The sequence below is a fragment of the Arthrobacter sp. NPDC056691 genome (assembly GCF_042791415.1).
GTDB lineage: Bacteria > Actinomycetota > Actinomycetes > Actinomycetales > Micrococcaceae > Arthrobacter.
Genome location: NZ_JBHTXX010000003.1, coordinates 14,618 through 30,084, shown reverse-complemented (window position 1 = coordinate 30,084; position 15,467 = coordinate 14,618). Strand labels below are relative to the sequence as shown.

General features: G+C 67.0%; 14 protein-coding genes. 4 read left to right on the top strand and 10 right to left on the bottom strand.

The genetic code is table 11. From position 1 onward, the window contains the following. Positions 1-28: 28 nt before the first annotated feature. From ACFRAU_RS03715 to ACFRAU_RS03700, 4 genes are all read right to left on the bottom strand, one after another. Positions 29-526 (bottom strand): MarR family winged helix-turn-helix transcriptional regulator, encoded by a 498-nt coding sequence (locus ACFRAU_RS03715; protein WP_377996685.1) that lies wholly within the window; start codon positions 524-526, stop codon positions 29-31. Between the two features lie 204 nt (positions 527-730). Next, complete coding sequence (locus ACFRAU_RS03710; RefSeq protein ID WP_377998853.1) at positions 731-2,407, bottom strand: thiamine pyrophosphate-binding protein; 1,677 nt, start codon at positions 2,405-2,407, stop codon at positions 731-733. Next, positions 2,404-3,516, bottom strand: coding sequence for an agmatinase (gene speB, locus ACFRAU_RS03705; RefSeq protein ID WP_377996687.1), 1,113 nt, complete (start codon positions 3,514-3,516; stop codon positions 2,404-2,406). The genes ACFRAU_RS03710 and speB overlap by 4 nt, the downstream gene beginning before the upstream one ends. A 164-nt stretch (positions 3,517-3,680) precedes the next feature. Continuing rightward, positions 3,681-4,256: a helix-turn-helix domain-containing protein gene (locus ACFRAU_RS03700; RefSeq protein WP_377998852.1), complete on the bottom strand. Its 576-nt coding sequence runs from the start codon at positions 4,254-4,256 to the stop codon at positions 3,681-3,683. Positions 4,257-4,548: 292 nt separating this feature from the next. Here ACFRAU_RS03700 and ACFRAU_RS03695 point away from each other — a divergent pair, with 292 nt between their 5' ends. Further along, positions 4,549-6,072, top strand: a complete 1,524-nt coding sequence (locus ACFRAU_RS03695; protein ID WP_377996689.1) for a sodium:solute symporter — start codon at positions 4,549-4,551, stop codon at positions 6,070-6,072. 180 nt (positions 6,073-6,252) lie between these two features. On the opposite strand, the gene ACFRAU_RS03690 is transcribed toward ACFRAU_RS03695, so the two are convergent. Next, the gene (locus tag ACFRAU_RS03690; protein WP_377998851.1) at positions 6,253-6,489 is read right to left on the bottom strand and encodes a hypothetical protein; all 237 of its coding nucleotides are present in this window, start codon (positions 6,487-6,489) and stop codon (positions 6,253-6,255) included. 247 nt (positions 6,490-6,736) lie between these two features. On the opposite strand from ACFRAU_RS03690, the gene ACFRAU_RS03685 reads away from it, so the two are divergent. Both ACFRAU_RS03685 and ACFRAU_RS03680 read left to right on the top strand, forming a co-directional pair. After that, positions 6,737-7,930 (top strand): VIT1/CCC1 transporter family protein, encoded by a 1,194-nt coding sequence (locus ACFRAU_RS03685; RefSeq protein ID WP_377998850.1) that lies wholly within the window; start codon positions 6,737-6,739, stop codon positions 7,928-7,930. A gap of 268 nt (positions 7,931-8,198) precedes the next feature. Then, positions 8,199-9,254 (top strand): matrixin family metalloprotease, encoded by a 1,056-nt coding sequence (locus tag ACFRAU_RS03680; protein WP_377998849.1) that lies wholly within the window; start codon positions 8,199-8,201, stop codon positions 9,252-9,254. 97 nt (positions 9,255-9,351) lie between these two features. Here the strand turns inward: ACFRAU_RS03680 and ACFRAU_RS03675 are convergent, their stop codons facing one another. The 5 genes from ACFRAU_RS03675 to ACFRAU_RS03655 all read right to left on the bottom strand — a co-directional run bounded on the left by ACFRAU_RS03675 (position 9,352) and on the right by ACFRAU_RS03655 (position 14,261). Then, a complete protein-coding gene (locus ACFRAU_RS03675) occupies positions 9,352-10,485 on the bottom strand; it encodes an LOG family protein (RefSeq protein WP_377998848.1) in 1,134 nt (377 codons plus the stop codon). Positions 10,486-10,638: 153 nt separating this feature from the next. After that, a complete protein-coding gene (locus tag ACFRAU_RS03670) occupies positions 10,639-11,415 on the bottom strand; it encodes an SDR family NAD(P)-dependent oxidoreductase (protein ID WP_377997742.1) in 777 nt (258 codons plus the stop codon). A gap of 35 nt (positions 11,416-11,450) precedes the next feature. Then, positions 11,451-12,818, bottom strand: a complete 1,368-nt coding sequence (locus ACFRAU_RS03665) for an MFS transporter (protein ID WP_377997743.1) — start codon at positions 12,816-12,818, stop codon at positions 11,451-11,453. 185 nt (positions 12,819-13,003) lie between these two features. Then, positions 13,004-13,711, bottom strand: coding sequence for a FadR/GntR family transcriptional regulator (locus ACFRAU_RS03660; RefSeq protein WP_377997744.1), 708 nt, complete (start codon positions 13,709-13,711; stop codon positions 13,004-13,006). 94 nt (positions 13,712-13,805) lie between these two features. Then, complete coding sequence (locus ACFRAU_RS03655; RefSeq protein ID WP_377998847.1) at positions 13,806-14,261, bottom strand: SRPBCC family protein; 456 nt, start codon at positions 14,259-14,261, stop codon at positions 13,806-13,808. 71 nt (positions 14,262-14,332) lie between these two features. Here ACFRAU_RS03655 and ACFRAU_RS03650 point away from each other — a divergent pair, with 71 nt between their 5' ends. After that, a complete protein-coding gene (locus ACFRAU_RS03650; protein ID WP_377998846.1) occupies positions 14,333-15,376 on the top strand; it encodes a gamma-glutamyl-gamma-aminobutyrate hydrolase family protein in 1,044 nt (347 codons plus the stop codon). Positions 15,377-15,467: the final 91 nt, after the last annotated feature.

Genomic DNA, 15,467 nt, shown 5'->3' with positions numbered 1-15,467 from the left:
CGGGGCCGTCCCGGAGACGGCAGCGTGGCTAGCCAATGAACTGCTCCTTGCGTTTGGTGGTGGTTGTGATGGCGCCGGCCGTCGTTGCCCGGGCGGATTCCCGCAGGGATTCCGCGAGTTTGGAGAGTACTTTCGCCGTCTCCTCGGCGTCCTGCTGGCTCCAGTCCTGCAGGAACTCCTGCAGGGTGGCCACGCGGTGGTCCTCGATCTCGACGAGCTTGGCGCGGCCGGCGTCGGTAAGGGCCACCAACTGCGCCCGCCCGTCGTCGGGGTCCGGCCTGCGGTGGACTAGCCCCAGTTCCTCAAGTTCTGCGATGTGCCTGCTGAGGACTGGAGCGCTGACCCCCAGCCGAGCTGCCAGGTGCGTGGCGCGGGATTCCTTCTCCCCCACGAAGCGGAGGACGCCCTGCAGCGCGATTCCCGCTTCCAGGCCGCGCGAGTTGGAGATTGCCACGCACCGGACGGCGCGCTGAAGGTCGAAGATCTGGCGCACGAGTTCGGCCGCGGTGTTTGGCTCAACTGCCATGGTGAATTAACCCCTTATTGCTTGCCTTAGGCAACTATAGCAATAAATGGTTGCTTTTGGAAACTAAGCATATGGCGGCGGGGCAACGTTCCTTAAACACTGCCAGCGCGAACTGGCAGCAGATGCCCTCAAAATCGTCTTGAGAGGGCATTACCTGCCAGTTCGCGCTGGAGAGGTGGGGCTTAAATGTGCGTTCGCGCTGAGTTAGCTGTCCAGGTGGGTGGGGGCGAACATCTTGAGCAGTGTTTCAACCACGACGACGTTCGGGCCGTCCGCGGCGAAGGCCGCCTTGAGCGCGTCCCCCACGTTTTCCGGCGCGACCCGGGCGGCGGGAACGCCGAACGATTCCGCCAGCTTCACGAAGTCCGGCCGGGAGAGTTCGGTGGCCGTGGCCTTCCCGAAGGCGCCCACCATGTATTCGCGCAGGATGCCGTAGCCGCCGTCGTCCACGATCAGCCAGGTGACGGGCACGTTGTGCTGCTTGGCCGTGGCGAGTTCGGCGATGGAGTACATGGCCGAACCGTCGCCGGACACAGCGAGCACCCTGGCCGAAGCCGCGGACTTGCCCACGGTCTCCAAACCCACGGCCCCGCCGATCGCCGCCGGGAAGCCGTAGCCCAGGCCGCCGGCACCCTGGGCCGAGTGGAACTGGCCCTCGCGGGCGTCCCAGCAGCTCCAGCCCCAGTACGCCGAGATGGTCATGTCCCAGAACGTCTGCATGTCCGCCGGAACGGCGTCCCGAATATCGGCCATGAACTTCAGTTCCTTGGCCAGATCCTGCGATTCCAGCCGCTCCCTGACCTGGCGCAGGGACTCCCGGACCAGGTCCTCCGGCGAGGTCCCGTGCCAGTCGGGCCTGGCGTCGGCAGGCACCACCAGCGACGCGTCGAGGGCCGCGAGCGCCTGGCCGGCGTCGGCGCGGATCCCCAGGCCGGGCCGGTTGGATTCCAAAACCCGCGGTTCGGCGTCGATCTGGATGATCCTGCCGCGCGGTTCGAACGTGAAGTAGTTGGAGGTGACCTCGCCGAGCGAGGAGCCGATGACCACCAGGACGTCGGCGTCCTCCAGGAGATCCGTCATGTGCCGGTCCTCGATCCACGACTGCAGCGAGAGCTCGTGGTTCCACGGGAAGGCGCCGTTGCCGCCGGGCGTGCAGATGACGGGCGCCCTCAGCTTTTCCGCGATCGAGAGCAGCGATTTTTCCGCCCGGCCCCGGCGGGTTCCGCCGCCGGCAATGATGGCGGGGCGTTCCGCCGCCGACAGCCATTTCACGGCTTCACGGACAAGCTCGACGCGCGGCGGGTTGTCCGCCGCTTCGGCCAGCGCATCCTCGACGGGCGGCACCATGATGGGGTCCAGCAGCACGTTTTGCGGGACCTCCAGCCAGACCGGCCCCTGGGGCGAGGAGATCGCCTCGGTCCAGGCGTCCTGGATGGCGGACGGAATGCCCGAGGCGTGCTGGATCAGGCGCTGGCTCTTGGTGACGTTCGCGGCCGACGCCTTCTGGTCATCCAGCTGGTGCAGCATCCCCTTCCGCCGGGCGCCCAGGCCCTCGAGCGGGATCTGGCTGGCAACCACCACCATGGGCACACCCGTGGCGTAGGCTTCCTGCAGCCCGGCGAGCGATGTCAGCGCGCCCGGCCCGGTGGACAGGAACAGCACGCCCACCTCCCCCGTGGCCCGCGAGTAGCCGTCGGCGGCGAAGGCGCTGTTGTTCTCCACGCGGGAGGACACGAACTTCAGGTTGCCCCGGCCCATCGCGTCGAAGAGGCCCAGCGCATGCTGTCCGGGAATGCCGAACACCGTCTTAGCGCCCAGCGCCTCCAGGGTTTCGACGACGAGATCCCCGCCGTTGCGGGCACCGGTCCCGACGGCGGTCACTGGGAGTACTCCCCCACGGCGGCACGGACAGCGCCATTGTTGGCCGGCGCGGGCGAGGCTGCGGCGAACCCGGCCGGACGCCGGGCTTCCCGGCCCAGCGCCTGGGCGGCGTAGCCGGTCGCAGAGCCGAAGCGGTCACCGGCCACGGTGTTGTCCGCCATGAGGGTAACGAGTTCGTAGGCCACGTGGCTCGCGGCAACGCCGGTAATCTCGGCATGGTCGTAGGCCGGGGCCACTTCAACGACGTCGGCGCCGACGAGGTTCATGCCGCGGAAGCCGCGGATGATCTCCAGCAGCTCGCGGCTGGTGATGCCGCCGGCTTCCGGCGTGCCGGTTCCGGGCGCGTGGGCGGGGTCCAGAACGTCGATGTCCACGGAGATGTACAGGGGACGGTCTCCGATGCGGTCCCGCACCTTGGCCACTGTCTCGAGGACACCCTGGTAGTAAACGTCAGCGGAGGTGACGATGCCGAACCCGAAGCGGTGGTCGTCGTCGAGATCCTTTTTCCCGTACAGCGGGCCGCGGGTGCCGATGTGGCTGATGGCCTCCGTGTCCAGGATGCCCTCCTCCACGGCACGGCGGAACGGGGTGCCGTGGGTGTACTCGGCGCCGAAGTAGGTGTCCCAGGTGTCCAGGTGGGCGTCGAAGTGCAGCATGGCGATGGGGCCACCGGCGCGCTCGGCGGCGGCGCGCAGGAGCGGCAGCGCGATGGTGTGGTCGCCGCCCAGGGTGAGCAGCTTGCTGCCGCCCGCCGTCAGGTCCAGGGCGTTCTGCTGGATGGTTTCGATGGCCTCGTTGATGTTGAACGGGTTCACGGCCATGTCGCCGGCGTCGGCCACCTGGCAGTTCTCGAACGGGCTGACGTCCCAGGCCGGGTTGTACGGGCGGAGCAGCCGGCTGGCCTCGCGGACGTGGTTGGCGCCGAAACGGGCACCGGGGCGGTAGGAGACGCCGGAATCAAAGGGCACGCCCACCACGGTGATGTCGGACTTGGCCACCTGGTCCAGGCGCGGCAGGCGGGCATAGGTTGCGGCCCCGGCGTAGCGGGGAATACGGGATGAATCGATGGGGCCAAGGTTGCCGTTGGCTTCGATGCGCAGCTCTTCCAAAGGAACGCCTCTCCTTCGAGGATGACTTGTCGAGGGTGTGTTGTGACAGCCATCATACACTCGAAGTTGTCCAATGTGCACCGACTGTTTACCGGATCTCTAAAAATCAGGGCAGAAAAAACCCGGGCGCCCAAGAAGAGGCGGCCGGGCCGATTCGAAGAACGCTACCGGCTCGCTGCCGGGACCAGCACCCACAAAACCTCGACGGACTCGTCGGTCGGGTTGACCCAGGTATGCGGTTCCCGGCCGGGGAAGGTGACCGTGTCCCCGGTGGTCAGCTCATATTCCTCGTTCGTGAGGATGAGCCTGATGGTCCCCTTGATCACATGCAGGACATCGACGTCGCAGTCAACGGCGTAGAGCTCCGATTCACCCCGGCCCCGCGGGTCAATGACGGCCTGGATAATCTGCACGCGCCGTTCGGACCGCGCGGTCAGCAGCCGCTCGACGATCCCCTCCCCACCGAGGGAGATGCGCGGACCCGAATCACGCTTGGTCAGGTGGGTTTCCGGCGCGGCGAACAGGTCGCCAATGGAGATCGACAGCACCTGGCACAGTGTCACCAGCGAGGCCACAGACGGTGAGGTCAGGTCCCGCTCCACGCGGCTGAGGAAGCCCTTGGTCAAACCGGTGGCGTCGGCCACCTGTTCAATGGTGAGCCGCTGGGACTGGCGCGCGGCGCGGATCCTTGAACCGATGGCGACCGGAACATTGCTCGGCTCAACTGGTAGTGCCTTCATTTACGAACCTTTCACGGCCGGCCGCACGGCCCCATCATTGGAGTCATATTATCGGCCCCGCCCTTCTGTGACGCGGGGCAAGCCGCGCCGCGGAGCTTTGCGTCTTGACTGTTACTCGAATCACAGCCTACGCTTTTATGCAACAAGTGTTGCTTGTGAAACAACTCCCACGAGGAGACGCCCAGCAAGGAACCCAGCGTTCCCCCAGATTTCCGTTCAGTGCAGCACCATCCGGGCAGCCCGTTTCCCCGGACTGGCCCGTAAGCTGCCAAAGCTCCAAGGATCCCCAATCATGGACGCAAGTTTCGTCAATATCGCCATCGTGGTGGTCTACCTGGCCGCCATGCTGGCCTTCGGCTGGTGGGGCAAGTCCCGCACCAAGAACAACAGCGACTTCCTCGTGGCCGGCCGCCGCCTGGGGCCGTTCCTTTACACCGGAACAATGGCCGCAGTCGTCCTGGGCGGCGCCTCCACCGTTGGCGGCGTCGGCCTCGGCTACAAGTTCGGCATCTCGGGCATGTGGCTCGTGGTGGCGATCGGTGCCGGTGTCCTGCTGCTGAGCCTGCTGTTCGCCGGCACCATCCAGAAACTGAAGATCTACACCGTCTCCCAGATGCTGTCCCTGCGCTACGGCAGCCAGGCCACCCGGACCTCCGGCATCATCATGCTCGCCTATACCCTGATGCTCTGCGCCACCTCCACCGGCGCCTACGCCACCATCTTCGTGGTGCTGTTCGGCTGGGACCGGGCGCTGGCCATCGCCATCGGCGGCGCCATTGTGCTTGTGTACTCGACCATTGGCGGCATGTGGTCCATCACCTTGGCCGACCAGGTCCAGTTCGTCATCAAGACCGTGGGCATCTTCTTTCTCATGCTGCCTTTCACGCTCAACGCAGCCGGGGGCCTGGACGGCATCCGCAGCCGCGTGGAGGCCAGCTTCTTCCAGATTGACGGCATCGGTGTCCAGACGATCATCACCTACTTCGTCGTCTACACCCTCGGCCTGCTGATCGGCCAGGACATCTGGCAGCGCGTGTTCACGGCGAAGACGCCGCGGGTTGCCCGCTGGGGAGGCGCCACCGCCGGCATCTACTGCATCCTCTACGGCGCGGCCGGCGCACTGATCGGCCTCGGCGCGAGGGTTGCGCTGCCCAGCATCGACGTCGCCACCCAGGGCAAGGACGTTGTCTACGCCGAGGTGGCGCAGAACCTGCTGCCCATCGGCATCGGCGGCCTGGTGCTCGCTGCCGCCGTCGCGGCCATGATGTCCACCGCGTCAGGCGCCCTGATCGCGGCAGCCACCGTTGCCCGTGCGGACGTGCTGCCGTTCGTCGCCAGCTGGTTCGGCAAGACCATCAACACGGACGATTCCGACAACCCGGAGCACGACGTCAAGGCCAATCGCATGTGGGTCCTCGGCCTCGGCATCGTGGCCATCCTGATCGCCATCATCACCAAGGACGTCGTCGCCGCCCTCACCATCGCCTACGACATCCTGGTGGGCGGCCTCCTGGTGGCCATCCTCGGCGGGCTCATCTGGAAGCGCGGCACGGGCATCGCGGCCGCGGCGTCCATGGCGGTCGGTTCCGTGGTGACGCTCGGCACCATGATCGTCCTGGAGATCAACGCCAAAGAACCGCTGGAAGGCATCTTTGCCAATGAACCGATCTACTACGGCCTGATCACCTCCGCAGTGGTCTACGTGGCAGTCTCCCTGCTGACCAAGCCTACGGACCCCGCGGTCATGAGCCGCTGGTACCGCCGGGTGGCCGGCAAGGACACCGAGGAAGCACCGGTTTCGGCCACTGTCCGGTGACCTGCACGGGGCCCCGGCAGATCTAGAAAAAGTACGACGACGGCGGTTCCTCCCAGCGCGGGGAGGCACCGCCGTCGTGGTTAAAAGAGTTGGGCTAAAGCGGGTGGGAAGGGTCAGGGTGGGAGATGTCAGGAGCGAAAAGTTCAGGGTCGAAACGGCCGTCAGTGCCGAAACGGACGCCTAGCCTTCGTAGCTTTCGTCCGCACGGAACTCGTCGTCCGCGTCCAGCGGAACTACCCGTTCGTCGTCGTCCACTGCCTCGGAGTTGGCGGGAACAACGCGTTCTTCGGAATCAAGGAATTCGTCTTCCGTGTCCCAGTCTTCGTCCACCGGCGCGTCCTCGGCAAAGTCGTAGGCGGGATCGGACTCGATGGTGTGGCGGGTGTCCGGCTCGGGGCGCGATCCGTTGGTGTTCATCAGGCAGACCTCCGTGTGATTGGACTTCGGTACCCGCCGTCGGCGGGGCACATTTTCATCAGATCACCGCGGGTGCGGGCGGTCAAGGGCGTTCGCACTGGCCACGGTCGCTGCCTCCGGCGTCCGGCGTTATTGAGGTTTCCCTAAACTTTTGGCTAAGGGTTACCGGCCGAAAATCCGCGGAATTACGGGGTAAAGTGGGCGATGCAATGGGGCCGCAGCACGTCCCAGCTACCCAGGAGTTCCCGTGTCTCAGCACGCAAAATCTGACCCTCACACCAGCGGCAACGCCTCCGCCGCGCCTGCCTCAACCAACGGCCCCGCAACCGGCGCCGCGCCCAACCCCGCGGCCTCCCGCCCGGAACCCAGCGCCGCGGACATCAGGCGCTGGCGCCAGTACCTCGCCGACGAACGGGCCGAGGCTGCCGTCTACCGTGATCTCGCCCAGAACCGCTCCGGCGAGGAGCGCGCCATCCTTTTGGCCCTCGCCGAAGCCGAGGGCCGCCACGAGGCACACTGGCTGAAACTGCTTGGTGAGCACGCCGGCAAGCCCCGGCACGCGTCCTTCCGCAGCCGCCTTCTGGGTTTCCTGGCCCGGCACTTTGGCTCCGTGTTTGTGCTTGCGCTGGCGCAGCGGGCGGAGGGCCGCTCCCCGTACACCAGGGAACCGTCCGCCACCCCGGCCATGGCGGCCGACGAGCAGATCCACGAGGAAGTGGTCCGCGGCCTGGCAACACGCGGCCGCAACCGGCTGGCCGGCACGTTCCGCGCCGCCGTCTTCGGCGCCAACGACGGCCTGGTCAGCAACCTGTCGCTGGTCATGGGCATGGCCGCCACGGGCGTTGGCAGCGGCGTGGTCCTGCTCAGCGGCATCTCCGGACTCCTGGCCGGGGCATTCTCCATGGGCGCCGGCGAATTCGTGTCGGTCCGTTCCCAGCGCGAGCTCCTGGACGCCACCCGTCCCACCCAGGTGACACTGGTGGCGGCACCCCAGTTGGACATCGAACACAACGAGCTCCTGCTGGTCTACCTGGCCCGCGGCATGTCCCGCGAGGCCGCCGAACACCGCGTGGCCGAACGCATGGGCCTCTTCACGTGCGACTGCGATCCGAGCCTCTCGCTCCATCCCGAACTGCCCGAGACCGAGGACGAGCACGAAGCCGTGGGCACGGCCTGGGGCGCCGCCCTCTCCAGCTTCTGCTTCTTCGCCTCGGGCGCGATCGTGCCCATCATTCCCTTCCTTTTCGGCATGACCGGAATCGGCGCCCTCATGGTGGCGGCGGTCCTGGTGGGCATCGCGCTGCTGGCCACCGGCGGCACCGTCGGCCTGCTGTCCGGCACCTCGCCATTGACCCGCGGCCTCCGGCAGCTCGCCATCGGCCTTGGTGCTGCCGGCGTCACCTACCTCCTGGGCATGGCGTTTGGCGCTGTCATCGCCTGAGCCGGAGTTATCGTCTCGGGTGGGTTGGCTGGTTGCACCGGTTGGCCGGGTTGGCCGGGTTGCCCGGTTGGCCGGGTTGCCCGGCGGGATAGTCCGGCGGGTTTCGTGGGCTGGCCAGCGGAACTGTAAAGTAGGCCTATTTGCCTGGTGCTCGTTTGTCGGGTGCCTTGTCTACCAATTGCTTGTTTGCCAATTGCTTGTTTGCCTGGTGCCCGATTCCTTGTGGCGGCGACGCGGCAGAGGAATGCCGTGAAAGAGGTGCAGTGGAGTGGAGGGTCAAGACCCCGGGTACAGTCAACGCCGCCACCGCTACCGGCCGCGTCATTCAGGTCCGGCCACCGCGGCGGCCAGGTTTATCCGCCGCCTGATCGTGCTCGCTGCCCTCGGTTGCGCGGCTTTCCTCGCGGCCGGAATGGCGTACGGGGACCCCCGCTTTGCCGGTGTGCTGAACTTCCGCATCGGTTCCGGGGACCAGTCCTCGTCCCGCCAGAATGATGCCGGACAGGATGATGCCGGCCAGAATGGCGCGGGGCAAAATCAGTCGGGACAGGATGATGCGGGGAACAATCCGGTCGGGCAAGCGGGACACGCGGGACAGCCCGGACCGAGGACACAGTCAGCCGGGGAAGACGCCGGCGGCCCCGGCAGTACCTCGGGCGCACCGCCGCCGGGACTCGAGGAGGCAGCCACTCCCCTAGGCACGCCGGAACCGCCTCTGGAGCCCAGCGACTCCTATAAGTTCCTTGCCGTGAACAGCGACGGCTCCCCCGTGGGCTACTCGCCATGCCGTCCGCTGCACTACGTGGTGAATGCCAGCCTTGCGCCGGACGGTGCGGCCGGCCTGGTTCCCCTGGCGATCCGGGAAATCTCCCGCGTCACCGGCATCCGGTTTGTCGACGACGGCGCCACCGACGAGCCGCCCTCGGACCAGCGTGCCCCTTACCAGCCCGAGGCCTACGGCGACCGCTGGGCACCCCTGCTCATCAGCTGGACCACGCCGGACGCGACGCCCAAGCTGGGCGGCAAGGTCATCGGCACCGGCGGCAGTACCCACTACAGCTACGGGAACGGTCCCAAGAGCTATGTCACCGGCAGCCTGGAACTGGATGCCCCGCAGATGGCTATTGAGCTGGAACGCCCCGACGGCACTGCCTACGCCACCGCCGTCATCCTCCATGAACTGGGCCATGTCATGGGGCTGGAACATGTCAACGACCCCGTGCAGCTCATGTATCCGGAGATCGGCGCCCCCGATGGCCTGGCGGCCGGCGATCTGAACGGCCTCTATCAACTCGGCAAGACGCCCTGCCGCAAGGACCTGTAGGCCAGCCCTGGTTCCGGACACCCGCGCCGCGGAGTTACCCGCCTCGCCGAGTTACCCGCGGCGCCGGTTCACCGCCGGCTACGGTTCCCGCGGCCGTTCACCTGCCGAGGACCGAGAGCGCCTCACCCACGCTGTCCACCAGGAAGATCCGCTGCTCCATCGCCCGCCCGGCGGCGAGGCTCTGCAGCATGGGCCAGGCCGGGAACCGCTGCTCCCAGTGTTCCCTGCCGACCAGCACCATGGGGGTCATGGTTTCCGGGGCGCCATAGTAGTTCTCGCAGGCATCCTGGAAGATCTCCTGCACCGTGCCCGCTGCACCCGGCAGGAATACGATCCCTCCGCTGCAGACCTCCAGGAGAATGGCCTCGCGGACGGCGTTGGCAAAGTACTTGGCGATGTGGGTGGCGAAGTAGTTGGGCGGTTCATGGCCGTAAAACCAGGTGGGAATGCCGAGGGACGCGGCCCCGCCCGGAAAGCGTCCGACGGCGGCTGCCGCAGCGCGGGCCCAGGCGGACACCGAGGGTCGGAAGCCGGGGACGGCAGCCAACTCCCGAAGCACACCCTGGAATTCGTCGTCGTCGGCCGCGCTCAGGTAGGCACCCAGGTTCGCCGCCTCCATGGCTCCGGGGCCCCCGCCGGTGGCCACCAGGTGGCCGCGCCGGGCCAGAAGCCGTCCCAGCGTGGCGGCGGCGGCGAAGCCGCCGGTCCCCCGCTGCAGGGCGTGGCCTCCCATGACTCCGACGATGGAACGGCCTCCACTGTTGAGGCTCCGGACGAACTCCTCCAGGGCATCGCCGACGGCGTGGTCGTGCAGGGCTGCGGCGAGGGTGGAGTCGAGGCGGTTCCGCTGCCCCGGCCGCATGCTCCATTGGTAGACCAAAGCGTCGGGGGTATTCTCGTACGGCTCATCGACGATGCCTGCGTACAGCTCCTGCGGGGTATAGAGGCCGGCACGGTACGGATTGAACGGAACGCCGGTGAGCCGTGGAAAGATGAGTGCGCCCCGGCTGCGGAGTGTTGCCTCCACGCCCGGGTCGAAGGTGCAGCCCAGGAAAACCGCCCCCTCGGCGTCCAGGGCCGCCAGGGCGGTGCCCCGTCCGCGGAGGTCGAGTGACTGGGCATGCCAGCCGTGCATCGCCCGGGCCCCGGCCTTCACCAGCCGGTCGAAGCGGGAGATGCTGTCCACCTCAAGGGTCCGCGGGCTGGGGTTAAGGCTGCCGGAGGGGTTCATGCTGCCCAGCCTAGTGGGCTGTTGAATCTCCCGGCCGAAGCCTGCCACGAACTCCACGGTCCCAAAACCCAACTAGGTAGCAGTTGTGGGCGTTCCCAGCGCTGAGAACGCCCTTAACTGCTACCTAGTCGGGTGGATAGACCAGGAAGCCCGTTAGGAGACCTGGAGGCCGCCATTGATGTCGTAGGTGGCGGCGGTGATGTAGCCCGAGTCCGCACCCAGCAGGAAGGAGATCAGCGCGGCCACTTCCTCGCGGGTGCCCACGCGGCCCATCATGATGCCCTCGGACATCTGGGCCTTGCGCTCCTCGGTCAGCGTGCCGCCCATGATGTCGGTGTCGATCGGGCCCGGGGCAATGGCGTTCACGGTCACGCCGAACTCGCCGACTTCGCGGGCCAGGGCGCGGGTGAAGCCGATGATGCCGGCCTTGGAGGCGCTGTAGGCCACCTTGGAGTAGGTGCCGCCGCCGCGCTGGGCGGAGATGGAGGAGATGCTCACGATGCGGCCGAGCTTGCGTTCGATCATGCCCTTGAGCACCCGCTGGGACACCACGAACGTGCCGCGCATGTTGATGGCGAAGACCTTGTCCCACTCGGCAACCGTGGTTTCCATGAAGGTGGTCGGGGAGCTGATGCCGGCGAGGTTGGCAAGAGCCACGATCGGCGGCAGGGATGCTTCGATCTCGGTGATCGCCCGGTCCACGGATGCTTCGTCGGAGACATCGGCGCCCACGCCGATGGCCTTCACTGCACGGTTGGACCCGATCTCCGCGGCGGCGGCCTTCGCGTCCTCGGCGTTGATGTCCAGGATCGCGATGGACCAGCCTTCACTGGCCATGCGGTCAGCTGCTGCGCGGCCGATGCCGCGGGCGGACGCCGCGCCGGTCAGCACAACAGTGCGCTCTGCGGGGAAAGGGGTGATTGAGCTCATTGCGGTGTTCCTTCGGGTGGTTCTCGGATGGGTCTTTAGTGGCTGGCCGGAGCGTCTGCGGAGGCGTTGACTGCCGGATCCAGCGCCGCATCGCCTTCGGGGCGCCTGCGGGCGTAGAGGTAGGTGGCCACAGCCGTGACGCACAGGCAGAAGGAGAGGAAGAGCAGGCCGCTCTGGTTGTTGCCGGTGGCGTCCTTCAGCAGGCCCACTGCGTAAGGGGCGACGAATCCGCCGAGGTTGCCCAGTGAGTTGACCATGGCCAGGCCGGAGGCTGCGGCCGCGCCGGTGAGCGCTGCGGACGGCATGGACAGGAACGGGGCAATGGCTCCGTAGATGCCCATGGCCGAGGCGGTCAGTGCGACGAGTGCCAGGACAGGGTTGACCGGGAGCATGTAGCCTGCGGCGAGCAGGCCCAGGCCGGCCAGAACCATGCTGACGGCGCTGTGCCACGCACGTTTGCCGGTCCTGTCAGCACGCTTGCTCCAGAAGTAGACGAAGGCTGCGGCCACTGCGTACGGGATGAGGACGATGAATCCGACCTGGGCCGTGGAGAACTTCCCCAGGGCAGCCACGATGGTGGGCATCCAGAGTCCGAGGCCGTAGATGCCGCAGACCAGGCCGAAGTAGAGGGCCGAGTAGACGAGGGTGCGCTTGTCCTTGAGGCCGGCCAGGAAGTTGTGGCTGCTGCCCTTGGATTTGGCTGCCAGTTCGGCGTCCATGGTGGTGGTGAGCCATTCGCGTTCGTCGGCGTTGAGCCACTTGGCGTCGCGGGGGCGGTCCGTCATCAGGAAGGGGGTCAGTACGCCCAGCAGGATGGCGGGGATGCCTTCAATAATGTAGAGCCACTGCCAGCCGTGCAGGCCCATGACGCCGTCCATCTGAAGGAGCAGGCCGGAAACAGGTGCACCCAGTGCGTTGGAGACGGGCTGGGCCAGGATGAAGATGCCCAGCACGGTAACGCGCTGCGCGGCCGGGAACCACAGGGTCAGGTAGAAGAGGATGGCGGGGAAGAAGCCGGCCTCGGCGGCACCGAGCAGGAAGCGGATGATGTAGTAGGTGGATTCGCCGTTCACCAGGGCCATCGCGGCTGCGAAGATGCCCCAGGTAATGAGGATGCGGGCCAGCCATTTGCGGGCGCCAAACTTGTACATGCCGGCGTTGCTGGGGATTTCGAGAACGGCGTAGCCGAGGAAGAAGATGCCGGCGCCCAGTCCGTAGGCTGCGGCGCTCAGGCCGATGTCCTCACTCATGGTCAGTTTGGCGAAGCCGACGTTGTTTCGGTCCAGGTACGCGATGAAGTAGAGCAGGACGATCAGGGGCATTACGCGGCGGCGGACCTTGCGGAGCGTGCGGTCTCCAAGCTCGCCGAGTCCGGAGGACTTTGTGGTTAATGAAGTCATCATCGACCTTCTGTCTGGCGGTTCCCGGCCCGGCGGCTTCGCGGTGGGAATCGCTGCTTGTCTTTGTGGGGGTTCTGTCCGGTTTCAGTGAATATATCTGTTTTATCTGATGTCAGACATCTGACGGAAGAACATGACCAAAAGCATAGGAGAGTGACGAGCGTTACGTCAAGGTGAAAGAAGTGTGCCTAGGAGGGTTGGCCGTGAACGTAGCGCTCGTAGTCCTCAAAGGTCTGGTCCATGTGCTCGTCCATTGCCTTGCGCGCCAGCTCGGCGTCGCCGGTGAGGATGCTCTCCAGCACGCGCTGATGGAAGGCGATGGCGTGGCGCTGGATCTCCTCGATGGCGGACGTCTCGCGGCGGGCGCGGTAGAGGGACTGGCCCAGCTGGGCCAGGAGGGCACGGACAAACGGATTGCCGGAAGCCTTCAGGACGGTGTCGTGGAAGGCGATGTCGGCCGCCACGAACCCGTCGAGGTCTCCGGCCTGGTGATACCGTTTCATGTCCGCGATGGACGCCCGCATCTCCTCGGCATGTTCAGGAGTGTGACGCCTGGCGGCGAGCGCGGCGGCGCCGGTTTCGACCATGCGCCGGACCTCGATCAGGCCGCGGGACACCTGGTCGTCCGCGTTGCCGTGGGATGCCGCCTTGATGATGGCGTCGAGGCCGGTCCAGTTGTCCGCCGGATTCACGAACGTCCCGCGGCCGGCTTTGACGTACAGGATGTTCTGCGCCCGGAGTGCCTTCAAGGCTTCCCGGGCGGTCAGCCGGCTGACGTCGTAGGCCTTGGCGATGTCGGCTTCCGGCGGCAAGGCATCGTGCGGCTTCAGCCTGCCGTCGAGTATGTCGTCCAGCAGACCGTCAACAAGGTCGTCAACAAGTGTCCTGCGCCCCACCGACTGCCCTACTTTCGCCTTGCCTAATGCTCCCAACACTACCGAAACCGGCGCAGACCCAGTAACAGCGGCGCCAAGTGCGTCAGCGGGCGGCTTACGGACACGTAACGTAGGCGTCCAGCCTGGCGAGTGTCCTGTCGATGTTCTCCGGATGGCGGCGCAGGTAGCCGGCAAGCCGGAGCAGGAACCTGCCGCGGACGCCGCGGGCATCCCACTGTTCGGTCACCAGCGTCCCGGGCAGCCCGCTGCTGTCGGCGGCCGGTTCCAGCAGGTAACGCCACACATGCCCGTAGAAGTGGCGCCAGGCGATCCGCCGGCCCTCCTCGAACTCAGTGACGGTGTTGAGGATCCGGTAATTTACCCGGATGTTCATGTCCATGCCGAACTTGGCACCCGGACCAAGCCGGCCCGGACCCTTGGGCTGGGCGCCCTTGACCGTGTCCGAACCGTCGATTTCGCTGTGCAGCGCGGGCGTGGCCAGGATCTCGAAGATCCGGCCCGGTTCCGCGGCGATGAAGCGGTCCCGGGACACCAAATATCGGTTGCTCATCGGCCCAGCCTAATCGTCCGGATATGGGGCAGAATTTGAGGATGCAGAATTCAACGCGGAATTCAGGACGAGTGCAGACCCCAGACGCAGCGCAGACCCCAGATGCATCGCAGAGCCCAGACGCGACGCCGGATGCAGACGCCACACCGGGTGCGGCGCCGGGCGACGTGCGCCGGCCGCGGATCGGCATTCCCGTCCGGCTGAGCAGTTCGGCGGATCCTGACCCACGGGTGGCGAAGGCCAACAGCCTCTTCGGCTGCATTGTCAGCCTCATCCGCGATGTCGGCGGAGAACCGGTGCTGCTCACCCCTGAATCACTGGAGGGTGGCGCGTCGCTGGAGGGCGGGCTGAGGGGCGCGCCCACCAGCGGAACAGCGGGCCATGGCGCACCCGGCCGTGGAACGGCCGACGGCGGAGCCTCCGACGGCGACAAGGCAGCAGACGCGCCCGAGGCGCTTGACGGCGTCGTACTTCCCGGCGGCGGCGACGTTGACCCGCGCCTCTACGGCGAGGAGCCGGGCCCCTCCCTCTATGACGTCAACGCAGAACAGGACCGGCTGGACATCGCGGTGGCGCGGCGCGCGCTCGATGCCGGCACGCCGGTGCTGGGAATCTGCCGCGGACACCAGCTGCTCAATGTCCTGTACGGCGGGACGCTGGTCCAGGACATGACGCCGGGCACCGTGCCCCACCGCCAGATCCCGGCAGCGGCCAACAGGCCATGGGTCTGGCACGAGGTGACGATCACCCCGGGGTCCAAGGTGGCCAAGATGTATGCCGCCGCCCCAAATCCGGACGGCGGTCCGGCGTCCGGCGGCACCGATGATGCAGCCGCGGGTGGCACGGCAGCGGGTGGCACGGCAGCGGGTGGCACGGCAGCGGGTGGCACGGCCGCCGTGGAGGTCAAGATCGCTTCCGGCCACCACCAGGCGGTCGACCGGGTGGCGCCGGGGCTACTGGTGACCGCCGTGGCGGATGACGGCACGGTGGAGGCGCTGGAGGACCCCGAGCGGTGGGTCGCATCGGTGCAGTGGCATCCGGAGGCCCTGGAACTGACAGAGGAGCAGCGGCTTGCCCCGTTCCGGGTGTTCGTGGAGGCCTGCCGCACGCGCTGAGCGGCGGGCGACCGCCGGCCCCTCGCCCGCCTCCCCGGCCGTCGCGCTCTCAAACTGGCGCATTCCTTGACTGGCGGCGGCGCCCTGCTAT

What these genes read in the sequence shown, in the direction of transcription:
- ACFRAU_RS03715 (WP_377996685.1), bottom strand. Translation starts at nt 526, where the DNA reads ATGGCAGTTGAGCCAAACACCGCGGCCGAACTCGTGCGCCAGATCTTC.
- ACFRAU_RS03700 (WP_377998852.1), bottom strand. Translation starts at nt 4,256, where the DNA reads ATGAAGGCACTACCAGTTGAGCCGAGCAATGTTCCGGTCGCCATCGGT.
- ACFRAU_RS03695 (WP_377996689.1), top strand. Translation starts at nt 4,549, where the DNA reads ATGGACGCAAGTTTCGTCAATATCGCCATCGTGGTGGTCTACCTGGCC.
- ACFRAU_RS03690 (WP_377998851.1), bottom strand. Translation starts at nt 6,489, where the DNA reads ATGAACACCAACGGATCGCGCCCCGAGCCGGACACCCGCCACACCATC.
- ACFRAU_RS03675 (WP_377998848.1), bottom strand. Translation starts at nt 10,485, where the DNA reads ATGAACCCCTCCGGCAGCCTTAACCCCAGCCCGCGGACCCTTGAGGTG.
- ACFRAU_RS03670 (WP_377997742.1), bottom strand. Translation starts at nt 11,415, where the DNA reads ATGAGCTCAATCACCCCTTTCCCCGCAGAGCGCACTGTTGTGCTGACC.
- ACFRAU_RS03665 (WP_377997743.1), bottom strand. Translation starts at nt 12,818, where the DNA reads ATGATGACTTCATTAACCACAAAGTCCTCCGGACTCGGCGAGCTTGGA.
- ACFRAU_RS03655 (WP_377998847.1), bottom strand. Translation starts at nt 14,261, where the DNA reads ATGAGCAACCGATATTTGGTGTCCCGGGACCGCTTCATCGCCGCGGAA.